We start from the raw sequence: 13,058 nt of genomic DNA, 5'->3' as shown, positions 1-13,058 counted from the left end.
CAGCAACGGAGCACGAACGACACATGCGCATCCTGACAGTGGGCGCCGGCGCGACCGGCGGGTATTACGGTGGACGTCTGGCGATCGCCGGCCGCGACGTCACCTTCCTGGTCCGCGGCAAGCGTGCGGAACAGTTACGGCAAAAGGGCATTGAGATTGTCAGCCCGCTCGGCAACGCCAAACTCGCTGACCCGAAGCTAATCTCTGCGGACGAGCTAAAGTCGACCGTGCCATTCGACGTGGTGATCATCAGCACCAAGGCGTACTCGCTGGAAGCGGCGCTGGATGACATCGCTCCCGCGATCGGCACGGAAACGATCCTGCTGCCGATTCTGAACGGCATGCGCCACATCGACGTGCTGGTCGATCGCTACGGCCGCGACCGCATCGTGCCGGGCACCGTCCGCATCGTCAGCGACATGGACGCGGAAGGTCGCATCATCCAGATGACGAAGCTCGACGCCTTCACCTACGGCGAACTCGACGGCGGCCGCAGCCCGCGCACCGAAGCCCTTTTGCCAATCTTCAGCGTATTCGGCTTCACGACTACACTCTCCGACAACGTCATCGGAGCTCTCTGGCACAAGTGGTGGATCCTCTCGACGATGGGCGCCGTCTGTATCGTCAGCGGCGGCACCGTGGGCGAGACGGTCGCGCAGCCCTACGGCGCGGAGACTGCGGAAGCCATCCTGCGCGAGAGCGTCAGCATCGCCGCAGCAAACGGATTCCCTGTCGACGAAGCAGCACTTGCGCCACACATCCATCGCATGACGGAACCGGGATCCACGCTTACGTCGTCAATGTATCGCGACATGACCAAGGGCTATCCCGTAGAAGCCGACCACATCCTCGGCGACATGCTCGCCCGGGCCAAGGGCGCGCCCGTGCCGTTGCTGAAGGGTGCGTACGTCCGCCTGAAAGTCTACGAAGCTAACCGCCAGAAGTAATCCGGCAACACTCCGCCCGACAAAGACTCTTTGAAAGCACCTCTGTCAGGCGGGATCGGTTGGCAGCACATTCTTCTGACCCAGAGCCTTCAACTCCGCCGTCACCTCTGCTGCAATACGAACCGCTTCCTCGTGCTGATCCACGGGTACGCTGATCGCGCCCACACGGGCGTGGCCGCCACCTCCATACCGCTCGCAGATGGCGGCGATATTAGCCAGATGATCCGCAGGTACAGTCGTCCACGGATTCGTGCCGACGCTGATCTTCGTGCGGAAGCTCGACTTCGAAAGGCCTACGACATACACGTCCTCAGGCAGCAGGTAGTACGGGATGAACTTGCTGTAGCCCTCGGTCGGCTGGTCCGTGATGTCGAAGGTGATGACACCACGATCGGCGCTTACGCGTGAGCGCAGCAGCGCAATGTCGCGCTGATGTTTCTCCAGACGCGGCTGCAGCTCGGCCTGCACGAAGTTCTCCTGCAGGGTGGTCAGCAACGGCTGCGACGTCAGCAGCGGAATCAGGCGCGGTATGAAGGTCGAGTCGTTGACCGACTCGATCACACTCATCAACTGAAGCGCGGGTGCGACCAGCTCGACGGCAGCCTGCGCGCTCTCGAATTTGGCACCGTCGATGATGTTTGCCCAATGGATCAACTCACGCAGATCGCTGGTGTCATAGCCGTAGTAGTCCCGCGTCATGTCCGCGATGTAGCCGGTGCACGAGACATACAGCGGATCAAAGAACTTCTTCGGCTGCACATACTTCGGCGGATCGACCGCGCTCTTCTGCAGTTCCAGCTCAAAGTGCTGGCGATCCTCTTCCGAGAGGAACGCGCTCTGGTGATGATCGAACCACCAGGTCACCTTCGGCGAGTTCGAATACTTGAAGTCGACGATGGCATTCTCATCGCCCGAGAAATCAGCTTCGTCGAACGCCGGGCCGGCCTTATGCATCAGGCCTTTGTAGTCATAGCTGCTGGCCGTGCCGATGCAGTCGCGGTGGAAGCGCGTAAACAGCGACGCCGAGCAGGCACCATCGAAGCAGTTGTTGTGGAACAGGACGCGTAGGTTCACACCTCCAAGGATTCGCCCTGGAGGCGCGTGCGTCAAGCCACCGACTGCAGACGGCTCTCACTCAGATCCAGCTCACGCTCCAGGGTCCGGTAAATGCTCTCATCAACTCTTCCCGTCTCGCGTAGCTCGATCAGCTGTTCGCGTTCCGCCTGCACGGTCTCCAGCATCACGGTCGACATGGTGCGGGCGTGACGATCGACTGCGGGGAAGTCCGGACCGCAATCTTGAATCAATTCAAGACGGTGCTCGTACTGATGCAGCAGGTCATCGTACGCATGATGCAGCGCCTCGTCCTCGCCCGGCTTGCAATTCTGCAGATGCTCCATGGCACGGCGGATCAGGATGCGGCGAGCCTCGCCCTCATCGCACCCACTTGACTTCTCCGCGCCCAGTCCAAGTGCCCGCACCAGCGCAGGCAGTGTCAGCCCCTGCAGGACCAGCGTGACCAGGATGACGCAGAAGGTGAGGAAGACGATCATGTTGCGCTGGGTGAACGGCTCGCCGTTGCCCAGCGTGTACGGCAATGAGCTGGCGGCGGCCAGTGCTACGACACCGCGCATACCTGTCCAGCCCAGGACAAAGATCGACCCCTTGGTGGGTACATTCTCCGGTTGATGGAGCATGTGCCTGCGGATTTTGTAGGTGACGACGGCCGCGGGATAGCACCAGATCATGCGCAGCGCGATCAGGATCGTGGCAAAGCCAAGGCCATAGGCGGCCACACGCATGTGGCTGTAGTCACGGATGCCCGCCAGCACCGACGGCAACTGCAGACCAAGCAGCAGGAAGACCAGCCCGTTCAAACCAAACTCCGCTGCATCCCAGACGGCCATCGTCTGCAGACGCACCGTCGGCGAGAAGAACGTCGACGACTTCCGACTGAGATACAGACCGCAGACCACAACCGAGATGACGCCGGATGCGTGGATCGATTCACCGGCCAAGTACGATCCGTACGCGACGATGAAGGACAAGGCAATCTCAACCGGGCCGTCATCGATCCACTTCTCAAACCACGTCACGATAAATCCGCAGACCAGGCCCACGGCGACTCCGCCGACGAACAGCCACAGCAACCGCAACAGGCCGGCCCCAAGGGTGGGCGTGGTGCCATTCACGATCATGTCCACACCGAACTCAAGCGCCAGCAGGCCGGTCGCGTCATTCAGCAGGCTTTCGCCTTCCAGCAGATCGACGATCCGTTTCGGCATCCCGATCTTCTTGGCGATGGAACTGGCCGCGACTGCGTCCGTGGGCGAAACGACGGCGCCCAACAGGAATCCCATGCGCCAGTCGAAGCTGGGCAGAAAGTAATGCGCGGTGATCGCGACGCCAACGGCCGTGAAGAAGACGAGCCCTACAGCCAGAGAGCCGATGGAGACGAGGTTGTACTTGAAATCAGTCCAGGAAGTCTGCCAGGCCGCAGCAAATAACAAGGGCGGCAGGAAGACGAGGAACACCAGATCCGGCGGTAGCGGCACACGCGGAAAGGCTGGTACGAACGAAGACGCGAGTCCTGCAATGACCAGCACAATGGGATACGACACGCTCAACCGGCGCGCGATGCCTGCAATGACCGCGATGGCGATCAACAGATAGAGCATCTCGATCTGGAATGCGGGAAGATTAAAAGCTGTTTGGGTCACAAGCCTAGTGTCTCCGATGCGACACGACTTTGGCGAGCGAACCCCGCCACCTGCCAGTGAAGTCCGCCCGTTCGATGCTGGAAAGATCGCTGTGCTGAACGGATACAGATGCCTCGCTTCCTTTTTGACACGATGTACGTCCACCCCATCTAGACTCAGAGCGATGCCTGCAATGAGATCCAACGTCTCTGCCGCCGAGGGATGGTCGTCGCGCCGCACGCTGCGCCGCGTTGTCTTCTGCGTGGCCTCCCTGCTTTTGCTGCTGGTGGTCGTTGCCGCGGGCGCACGCCTGTGGCTTCAACAGGCAATGCGCTCATCCCTGCCGCAGACGGACGGCACGCTGCAACTACGTGGCCTTGGCGCTCCCGTGACGGTGGAGCGCGATGCCCATGGCACGCCTCACATCCAGTCCACGGATGTGGATGACCTCGTCTTCGCACAGGGCTTTGTCACCGCGGGCGACCGACTATGGCAGATGGACATGCTGCGACGCCACGTGACCGGCCGGCTGGCCGAGGTGCTGGGCAGCAACATGATCCAACACGACCGCACGCAGCGTTATCTGCAGTTTCGGCAGGCTGCGGCGCGTGCTCTGCCACTGATGGATGCGACCGAGCGGCATCAACTGGATCGATATGCCGACGGTGTCAATGCGCAGATAGACCTGCTGCGCTCCGCCGGACATCTACCGGCGGAGTTTCGTGTGCTGGGCTACCAGCCGGAGCACTGGTCCGCGATGGATTCTCTGCTGGTCGAGTTCGCGATGACGCAGGATCTGAGCACCGTCTATCCATCGAAGCTGGACCGTGAGGCCGTGGAGAGCCTGCTCGCAGGACAGACAGCACGCGGCGAAGACCTGCTGGGCGATCTGTACCCCGTCACCACGTTGCGCGACCATCCGCCTATCGCTGACCAGCCAGCCGCCACGAAGAAGCCAACGCTGGACGACCTGGGTGAGGACGACCTGGTCACGCAGTTCGCAGCGCCCGCGCATGCGGCAGACCTGGCACAGGCGAAGGCAGCGCTCGCGCCCTTTGTCGGTGCTTTGCAATGCGAAGGCTGCCAGGCGGGATCGAACAACTGGGCTATCAGCGGAGCCCACACGCAGAGCGGCAAGCCTCTGGTCGCCAACGATCCTCATCTGGCGCTGACCGTGCCCGGCATCTGGTACACCGTGGAGCTTGAATCGGGAAGCTTCCACGCCAGCGGTGCCTCCATACCTGGTCTGCCCTTCATCGTCCTTGGTCATAACCAGCATGTGGCCTGGGGCTTCACCAACAGCACGGCAGACGTGCAGGACCTGTACGTCGAACAGATCAGCGGCGATCAGTTCCGTGGCGCGGACGGCGCGATGCATCCGCTGGCGCACGAGCATGAGACCATCAACGTGAAGCGCGGCAAGAGCGTCAGCTTCGACGTGTCACTGACCAGCCATGGCGGAACACCGACGCCGATCCTGTCGCCGCTTTACCCGCATGAGACGCGCAACCTCGCCCTGCGCTGGCCGGTCTACGACGCAGGCACGGCGAGCCTGCCGATGTATCGCGTGTGCTCTGCGGAGGATGGTGCCGCGCTGATTGAGGCGTTTCGCAACTACGGCGCACCCGCGCAGAACCTGGTCTGGGGCGACGACCACGGACACGTCGGCTATCACCTGGTGGGCCGCATCCCGCTGCGTGGCGCGGGTGGCCAGAGCGGCCTGACACCGGTTCCCGTAAACACCGGGACGTACGAGTGGGCGGGATGGATTCCGTACGATGCCCTGCCGCAGGTCACCGATCCGGAGGGTGGCGTAGTGGCTACGGCAAACGCGCGCACAACGCCGACGGGCTATCCCTATGGCACCTCGCTCGACTGGGCCGCGCCATACCGCAATGAGCGCATCTGGAAGCTACTGGAGGGCCGCAACGGCCTCTCTGCTGCGGACATGCTTGCGGTGCAGAACGACACGTTCTCTGCCCTCGACAAGACTTACGCCGAGCACATTGTGTATGCGGTCGATCACGCGAAGTCTCCGACACGTCGTGACCGAGAGGCGGCCGAGATCCTGCGGAAGTGGGACGGCCACATCACCGCCGACTCGGTAGCTGCCAGCCTGACCAGCGCAACCCGGCGAGCGCTTCTGCCGATGGTGCTGCAGCCCAAGCTTGGCTCCAATTGGGATTCCTACGGCCCAGGCAACAGCAGCTACGTGTTGGAGCGGATGATCGAGACGCGACCGTCGCGCTGGTTGCCGGAGCAGTTTGCCGACTGGAATGAGTTGCTGGTCGCAGCACTGGATCGCGGCATGAAAGAGGGCGAAGCACCCGCAGACCTTCGGGACTGGACCTGGGGATCGCGGCACGAGCTGGATCTCGAGCATCCCGTCTTCGGCGCGATTCCGTGGCTGCGCGCACTGCTGGGCGTCGCCGGAACCGGCCCGCAGCCGATGCCGGGCAGCGGCCTCACCGTTCGGGCTTCCAACGGCAAACACAGCGCCAGCATGCGCTTCATCGCAGACCTTGCGGCACCCGCAGATGACTCTATGAGCCTGCCCATGGGTGAGAGCGGCAACCCCGCCAGCCCATGGTTCATGGACGGTTGGCCGACCTGGTATCGCGGCGAACGTGAGAGTCTGCCCTTCGGCAATACCGCTGGCAGCGGCGCTTCGCATCGTATAGTCCTGACACCATGACGGCACGAACGCAACGGCTCATCCAGTACCTCGTGATCGCGCTTGCAGCGCTGGTCGCTGTACTGCCGCTCGCCCTCTACGGTTATTCGTGCGGCCACGACTTTGACTTCCATCTACGGAGTTGGATGGAGGCGAGCGCGCAGTGGCATGGCGGCGTGCTGAAGCCGGTGTGGGCCTTTCACGCGGCATGGAATGCCGGCGAACCGAGACTGCTCTTCTATCCGCCGCTCTCGTGGATCACGGGCGCCCTGCTGACCTCCGTGCTGCCTTGGACCTGGGTGTCGACGACGTTCACGGGACTGGTGCTGTTCCTCAGCGGCCTTACGATGCATCGCCTGGTAAGGCGATGGACGACGGGCGGCGTAGCCACGCTGGCAGCCTGCGCCTACCTTGCAAACCCGTACATGCTCTTCTGCGCGTACGAGCGCACGGCCTATGCAGAGTTGATGGCTGCGGCGTGGATGCCGCTGCTGCTGGCCGCTCTGCTGCGCCCGCGCGTCAGCACGTGGCGCGTTGCTGTTGCCATTGCGCTGCTGTGGTTGACGAACGCTCCGGCAGCCGTCATTGGCTGCTACACGCTACTGCTGGTGGGTGCGGGCCGGCTGATCCTGATGTGGCGCAGAGATCGCGCAGCGGCAAAGAACTACGCAGGCGCGTTGGCCGGTGGCTTTGCGCTTGGTCTGCTGGCCGATGCCTTCTACCTGCTGCCGATGGCGGTTGAGCGGAAGTATGTGCAGTTGAATCTGGCGATCGTGCCAAACGCACGGCCCGACGCAAACTATCTCTTCTCGCACACTGGCGACGAGTTCCATGACGGTGTGCTGGTGCACTCGTCACTGATCGGCATTGGCCTGGTCGTGCTGGCCGTTGTGAGCGCGATCGCTTGGACGCTGCTGCAAAAGCGGCGTGTGGAGAGCTTCCACTCCATGCATCGCCGCGACGCGACGATGCTGATGGAACGCGGCCGCTCAGACGCTGTCGCGATCGCGATACCCGTGCTGGCGATCTTCTCAGTTCTCGTCATCTTTCTGCTCACAAGGTTCAGCGCACCCGTCTGGCACATCGCTCCAGAGCTGGTATTTTTGCAGTTTCCGTGGCGCTTCCTTTCCGTGCAGGCTGCAGTCTCGATTCTGTTGCTGGCGCTTTGCATCGAGCGGCTGGGGGAGCTGCGCGGCGCATCACGGATGCCATGGCAGGTGCTGGCCGGGGCTGGCCTGTGTATCGCTGGGCTCGCCGGATTCCTGGGCGCTAACACCGGCTTTCGGCAGGGCTGCGATGACGAAGAGGGACTGACGCCGCAACGCATGGCCTTCGCGCACGGCGATGGCTTTGAACAGACCGACGAGTACACACCCGTCGGAGCAAACAACGAGTCGCTAGCAATTCACCTGCCGGCCGCATGGATCGCAACAACTGCGACGGGCGTGCCAGACGGCAGGAACGGGGAGCCCACCGCAAAGACGCTGGTGCCGCGCGAAGAGACACCGCATCCGGATGACCTCGTCTTCAACGTCAATGCGCCGGTACCATCGCAGTTCCTGGTGATCCGTATGCGCAGCTTCCGCGGATGGCACGTGCTGCGCGATGGCGCGGAACTCACGGCTCTGCCATACCGTTCGGACGGCCTGACAGCTGTCCCCCTGAACAGCGCGGGGCCGCATCGCGTGGAGCTTCGCTACCGCCGCACGGCCGATCAGTGGCTTGGCGCACTGCTTTCGCTCGTCGGCCTTGGTGTCGTAATTGGACTTGCGAAGCGTGAATCGAGATCGAGCAGACGACTTATTTCGACTTAGCCGCCGACGCCAGCAACGTTGGCGACAGATTGGCCGACAGCACCACGTGCGACTTCTTCTGCTCCACCGTCAGCGACTCAAACGCCTGGTGCAGCGCGACCTCCTGCGGTGTTCCTGTGGACGGTGTGAAGCCACGTACAAGGTTCACGATCGTCGTCAGGTTCGAAGCAGTCTTCTGGGCTTCCTTCTCACTGGTGGCGAGTTCTTCCAGACGCAGGTGCAGGCTCCCGCGAAAAGTGACCGACGCGATGAAGTCCGTGTCCTCACTGAGCGGCAGCGTCACACCGAAGATCTGGATGTTGCCACGATCGCTGAACGGCAGGCCGACGTGCCCGATACCCCATGCCAGCGAGAAGTACGGCACCTGCGGGTAGCGCAGGCTTAGCAGCGACGATCCTGCAAAGGGCGAAGCGCCCGCGGCATACCGGTCGATGACGGAGTGAATCTGCTCCGTCAAGGGCATGTTGCTGGCCGCAACCATGTCGTAGCCCAAAGCCGTGACACGCAGCGTGCGTCCCTCGCTGCCAGGAATCGTGTAGATGTCGTGGCCTGCGTATTTTTCGATCGACGAGCTGTTGCCCTTCAGATACGCCGTGAGCTTCGCGGCATCGAAGCGTCCCTCGCCCACGCCCGTGTAGGCGACCACGCCGTTCGGGCCGTTTGGGTCAGGCATGCGGTGCAGCGAGACGGCGATGCGGTCCAGGTCGCGATCCCATCGGAAGCCCGTCGCTTCCAGGAACCTCGCATACTCCGGCGAGGCGTTCACCGGCTGCTCATCGAAGTGGCTTGCGGCACGCACCGGCTTCAGATTGAAGTAGACGATCGCATCCGATTCCGGCAGCAGCCGGGCTACCTCGGGCGGTGCGTGGAAGCGCAGCACGAGTGCCACAATGAGCGCCACCAGCAAAAGCGCCGGGACGCCAAGGGAATAAAGCCTGCGTTTGTTTCGAGGTTCCACTGACGAGAAGCATAGCGGATTCACCTCCGTCACGGCTGCCGACATCTGCCGTGCGCGTCCGGTAGACGCCCCGCGAGGGGTCGCCTCAGTGCGCGGCGGAATGCGAGAAGATCTGGTTGACCAGCACACCGGCACAGATCAGCGCGATGCCGGCCAGGGCGGCGGCGTCCAGTCGTTCGCGGTAGACGAGCCATCCCAGCAGCGAGATGAGAACGATACCGACACCGGACCACACGGCGTAGACGACACCAATCGGCAGTGTGCGCAGCGCAATGGTCATGCAGTAAAAAGCGATCGCGTATCCCAGCACGACCGTCACGCTGGGCCACAGCCGCGTGAAGCCATGAGAGGCCTTCAGCGCGGTGGTAGCGCTGGTCTCTGCAAGGATGGCCGTGGTGAGTGCAAGCAGGCTGGCAGAGCGAGGCGTCATGCCCGCAGTGTACCGGCTACTCCGTGATGTCGAAGGTGTAGATCTTGCCTGCGTGCCCGATGCCGGTGCCCCCAGCGGACCACGGCGCCAGCACGCCGTACTCGCCCTTGGCCAGGTCCTTCGGAATCGTGAAGCCAAAGAGCCGGTTCCCCACCTTGTGCACCGAAACCTCGAGTGCGTCACGCTCCGTGCCGGTCTCGGAGTGGAAGACATTCCCCGACCTCACGCGGAACTCGCGGCGATCGCTTTTGGTTCGGAAGCGAAGAATGACGTACTCCACCGCGTCGATCTGCATGTTGGGTGAGAGGATCAAGACTTCCGTCCCGGGCGACAGGCTCAGCTTCGACTTCGGGCCGTTCACCACACCGTTTTCGTCCTTCTTGACGATGTTGTTCGTTACCAGGCTCTTCAGCGCGCCACCATCACGGTAGTGCACCAGCTCCGGGCCCATCATCTCCCACTGTCCCTGCGTGTTTTTGAAGTAGACGCCGGGATCGTCGACATTCGGCGACAGCGGCGAGACGTCGACCCGCTGCTGCAGCATCGGCAACATCGACCCGCGCTGCTGCATGCCGCTGTTGCGCGCAAGCATGGCGGAGATCACGGCCTGCGAAACGCCTGCACTCTTCAGCGCGATCAGGTCGTCCGGTGCGGTCAAATAGCTGCCGGGCTGCATGCGCACGGCCGTCACGATGATGTTGTCGCCAAGCTCTGCCTTCGTCATCTTGATGATGGCGTCGTTATCGAGCTGCTTGTTTTGGGCGGGCGGCGGCGCGGATGGGTTCATTTGCGAGTCCCTGCCCGCGAGCTGCGGCAACGGACCTTCGACGGCTCCCTGCGCCTGGATAGCGACAGGCACAACAAGCGTGACGGCGACAGCAAGCAGGAAAGTAAGTCGTGGCATGAAATGGCTCCGGCAGATTTTTACACAGGTATAGACGATTGGAATGTATTGCGGGCTACCTTCGTGCACATTTGTGTTCCAGGGCCCGTCGCGCGTATACAGGTCTCGCGCGTGCTGTAATCCGGCACGCCCGCATTGAGGTGAAGATGGACCGTCGCGAGTTACTGAAAACGTCCGCCCTGCTGATGGCCGCCGCGCCGCTGGCCCGCGCAGCTAATGTCCCAGAGGATCACGCGAATGTGCCGCGCACCAACTGGTCGAAGAACTTCCACTACAGCACCAGCCGCGTCTACGCGCCGACCACGCCCGAGGAAGTTCCCGCGATCGTCCTCGAAAATGGCCACCTGAAGGGTCTCGGTTCGCGCCACTGCTTCAACAACATCGCGGACAGCCAGTATGCGCAGATCTCGATGCGCGAGGTGAAGGGCATCCAGATCGACGAGGCCGCGCAGACCGTCACAGTCGGCGCGGGCATCGCCTACGGCGAACTCGCCCCAGTGCTGGACAAGGCCGGCTTCGCGCTCGCAAACCTCGCATCGCTGCCGCACATCTCGGTCGGCGGAACCATCGCAACGGCAACCCACGGATCCGGCGTGGGCAACAAAAACCTCTCGTCCGCGACGCGCGCGATTGAGATCGTAAAGGCGGATGGCAGCATCCTGCGCCTGTCACGCGACACCGACGGTGAACGCTTCCGAATGGCCGTCGTGCACCTGGGCGCGCTCGGTGTCCTGACGAAAGTCACCCTGGACATCGTGCCGCGCTTCGATATGTCGCAGGTGGTCTACCGCAACCTGTCGTTCGATCAGCTTGAGCACAATCTGGACACGATCCTGAGCTCCGGCTACAGCGTGAGCCTCTTCACCGACTGGCAGAGAAACCGCGTTAACCAGGTGTGGATCAAGGACAAGGCCACTGCTGACGCCCCGCAGAAGCCGCTGCCACCCATGTTCTACGGTGCAACGCTGCAGACGGCAAAGCTGCACCCGATCGACGATCATCCCGCAGACGCATGCACCGAACAGATGGGAAGCGTGGGCCCGTGGTATTTGCGCCTGCCGCACTTCAAGATGGAGTTCACACCCTCCAGCGGCGAAGAGCTGCAGACCGAGTACTTCGTCGCTCGCAAGGACGGCTACAGGGCCATCCGCGCGGTCGAAAAGCTGCGCGACAAGATCACACCGCACCTCTTCATCACGGAGATCCGCACCATCGCCGCCGACGACCTGCCCATGAGCATGGCCTACCAGCGCGACTCCATGGCGATCCACTTTACTTGGAAGCCGGAAGAGCCAACCGTTCGCAAGTTACTGCCGGAGATTGAAGCAGCACTCGCACCGTTTGGTGTGCGTCCGCACTGGGGCAAGATCTTCGAGATTCCTCCCTCATATCTGCACAAGCAGTACCCGGCATTGCCGCGTTTCCGCGCCATGGCGCAGGCGCTTGATCCCGGCGGCAAGTTTCGGAACGCGTATCTGGATCGAAATATCTTCGGGGCCTGACGGCCCCAATAGCACCAACAGAAAAACCCCATTCCTTCGCCGCTTCATAGCGAAAGAATGGGGTTTCGTGCTTCTGTGAACCATTTCGAGGGCAGTCGCGCTACGAAGCGACTTACCGCGGAGGAGCCATTGGCACACCAACTGTCGGTGGTGCGCCCGCGGGACGAGGCGCGCTGACGGCGCCCGGAGGCAGCGTGCCGCCCTCCGATAGCACCTTCATGTTCTCCAGCATCTTCGTAAAGCGCGTGCGGCGATTCTTGATATCGGCTTCGCGCGCAGCATCGTCGGCGAGCATGCTGTTGTCGAACAGCAGCGTGTACAGGATCTGCGTGGTCGTCGCGGTCAGCGGCCGCGCTTCCAGAGTGCCGTGGTACATGTTGTACGCCGGACCGACGCGTACAGGCTGCGTGTAGGTATAGCTGTACTTCGTCTTGGCAACGAGGATCTCGTTGCCGATTGAACGTACCGTCCCGTAGTCGCCATCGCCCGACAGGATGGTGCAGCCCGGGATGCCCCACTCGCCAATGTCGCAGTACTTCCCGATACGCGCCCACACCTTGTCGACCGGCGCATTCACATCAATGGTCATGGGGATGGAGACGTAGTGCGGCGTAGGAGTCTGTCGGCGCGGGGCCGGGGCGTCCTGCGGGTGGAGCTCCTGCCGGCGGTGCGGCGGCTGGTGCCTGTTGTGCGAGAGCTGAAGAGGCCAGCAGACACGCGCTGGCGCAGAGAGCAAGAGTGGCTTTCATCATGGTAGAGATCCTGGGGCACTGCTTGAAATGCGGTACGGGCATACTACCCTGCGCAACACGTCAAAGTCGCCCGGCAAGCGGGCGTTGGCCGAGGTGGAAAACTATCCCCGTCAAAGCGGTAGACCGAGGAATGACGCGGCCCTGCAGGCAATCCAGGCCGGCTCTGCTTCGCGGGCCCTTTTGTGCTAAAGTCAAAGACAGCGCTGCGCAACGTTGGCAGCGTTGTTTGCTGTCTGGTGTCTGTTTTGGGCCGGTGCCTGTCTGGGCTGGTAGAAGGCGGGCTGGCGTAGCTCAGCCGGTAGAGCATCTGATTTGTAATCAGAGGGTCGGGGGTTCAAATCCCTTCGCCAGCTCCATCCTGATATCCCCAACGGGCGG

The 13,058-nt window shown here is 62.5% G+C and carries 10 protein-coding genes and 1 tRNA gene; 5 read left to right on the top strand and 6 right to left on the bottom strand.

Annotated features, from left to right (window positions below):
* Positions 1 to 23 precede the first annotated feature (23 nt).
* On the top strand, positions 24 to 947 hold the full coding sequence (locus TERRO_RS04520; protein WP_014784815.1) for a ketopantoate reductase family protein: 924 nt from the start codon (positions 24 to 26) through the stop codon (positions 945 to 947).
* 45 nt (positions 948 to 992) lie between these two features.
* On the opposite strand, the gene TERRO_RS04515 is transcribed toward TERRO_RS04520, so the two are convergent.
* Together TERRO_RS04515 and TERRO_RS04510 are read right to left on the bottom strand one after the other, a co-directional pair.
* Positions 993 to 2,021 carry a hypothetical protein gene (locus TERRO_RS04515; protein ID WP_041592447.1) on the bottom strand — a complete coding sequence of 343 codons (1,029 nt, stop codon included), beginning with the start codon at positions 2,019 to 2,021 and terminating at the stop codon, positions 993 to 995.
* Between the two features lie 32 nt (positions 2,022 to 2,053).
* On the bottom strand, positions 2,054 to 3,667 hold the full coding sequence (locus tag TERRO_RS04510; RefSeq protein ID WP_014784813.1) for a Na+/H+ antiporter: 1,614 nt from the start codon (positions 3,665 to 3,667) through the stop codon (positions 2,054 to 2,056).
* Positions 3,668 to 3,830: 163 nt separating this feature from the next.
* Here TERRO_RS04510 and TERRO_RS04505 point away from each other — a divergent pair, with 163 nt between their 5' ends.
* Positions 3,831 to 6,341, top strand: coding sequence for a penicillin acylase family protein (locus TERRO_RS04505; RefSeq protein ID WP_157178246.1), 2,511 nt, complete (start codon positions 3,831 to 3,833; stop codon positions 6,339 to 6,341).
* Positions 6,338 to 8,134 (top strand): hypothetical protein, encoded by a 1,797-nt coding sequence (locus TERRO_RS04500; protein WP_014784811.1) that lies wholly within the window; start codon positions 6,338 to 6,340, stop codon positions 8,132 to 8,134. The genes TERRO_RS04505 and TERRO_RS04500 overlap by 4 nt, the downstream gene beginning before the upstream one ends.
* On the opposite strand, the gene TERRO_RS04495 is transcribed toward TERRO_RS04500, so the two are convergent.
* The 3 genes from TERRO_RS04495 to TERRO_RS04485 form a co-directional block, all read right to left on the bottom strand.
* Positions 8,121 to 9,092: a hypothetical protein gene (locus TERRO_RS04495; RefSeq protein ID WP_041592972.1), complete on the bottom strand. Its 972-nt coding sequence runs from the start codon at positions 9,090 to 9,092 to the stop codon at positions 8,121 to 8,123. The genes TERRO_RS04500 and TERRO_RS04495 overlap by 14 nt on opposite strands.
* Positions 9,093 to 9,177: 85 nt before the next feature.
* Positions 9,178 to 9,522, bottom strand: a complete 345-nt coding sequence (locus tag TERRO_RS04490; RefSeq protein ID WP_014784809.1) for a DMT family transporter — start codon at positions 9,520 to 9,522, stop codon at positions 9,178 to 9,180.
* Between the two features lie 16 nt (positions 9,523 to 9,538).
* Positions 9,539 to 10,426 carry a hypothetical protein gene (locus TERRO_RS04485; RefSeq protein WP_014784808.1) on the bottom strand — a complete coding sequence of 296 codons (888 nt, stop codon included), beginning with the start codon at positions 10,424 to 10,426 and terminating at the stop codon, positions 9,539 to 9,541.
* Positions 10,427 to 10,572: 146 nt separating this feature from the next.
* Here TERRO_RS04485 and TERRO_RS04480 point away from each other — a divergent pair, with 146 nt between their 5' ends.
* Positions 10,573 to 11,928, top strand: coding sequence for a D-arabinono-1,4-lactone oxidase (locus TERRO_RS04480; RefSeq protein ID WP_014784807.1), 1,356 nt, complete (start codon positions 10,573 to 10,575; stop codon positions 11,926 to 11,928).
* Between the two features lie 112 nt (positions 11,929 to 12,040).
* Here TERRO_RS04480 and TERRO_RS21840 read toward each other — a convergent pair whose 3' ends face one another.
* Complete coding sequence (locus TERRO_RS21840) at positions 12,041 to 12,664, bottom strand: SRPBCC family protein (RefSeq protein ID WP_014784806.1); 624 nt, start codon at positions 12,662 to 12,664, stop codon at positions 12,041 to 12,043.
* 296 nt (positions 12,665 to 12,960) lie between these two features.
* Between TERRO_RS21840 and TERRO_RS04470 the strand changes: the two genes are divergently transcribed.
* A tRNA-Thr gene (locus TERRO_RS04470) sits at positions 12,961 to 13,036 on the top strand.
* The last annotated feature ends 22 nt before the right edge of the window (positions 13,037 to 13,058 follow it).

It is taken from the genome of Terriglobus roseus DSM 18391 (genome assembly GCF_000265425.1).
GTDB classification, from domain to species: Bacteria; Acidobacteriota; Terriglobia; order Terriglobales; family Acidobacteriaceae; genus Terriglobus; species Terriglobus roseus.
Note: the sequence above shows the minus strand (reverse complement) of the source record. Positions and strands in the feature narration are given on the sequence as shown.

What these genes read in the sequence shown, in the direction of transcription:
- TERRO_RS04520 (WP_014784815.1), top strand. Translation starts at nt 24, where the DNA reads ATGCGCATCCTGACAGTGGGCGCCGGCGCGACCGGCGGGTATTACGGT.
- TERRO_RS04500 (WP_014784811.1), top strand. Translation starts at nt 6,338, where the DNA reads ATGACGGCACGAACGCAACGGCTCATCCAGTACCTCGTGATCGCGCTT.
- TERRO_RS04480 (WP_014784807.1), top strand. Translation starts at nt 10,573, where the DNA reads ATGGACCGTCGCGAGTTACTGAAAACGTCCGCCCTGCTGATGGCCGCC.
- TERRO_RS04505 (WP_157178246.1), top strand. Translation starts at nt 3,831, where the DNA reads ATGCCTGCAATGAGATCCAACGTCTCTGCCGCCGAGGGATGGTCGTCG.
- TERRO_RS04485 (WP_014784808.1), bottom strand. Translation starts at nt 10,426, where the DNA reads ATGCCACGACTTACTTTCCTGCTTGCTGTCGCCGTCACGCTTGTTGTG.
- TERRO_RS04490 (WP_014784809.1), bottom strand. Translation starts at nt 9,522, where the DNA reads ATGACGCCTCGCTCTGCCAGCCTGCTTGCACTCACCACGGCCATCCTT.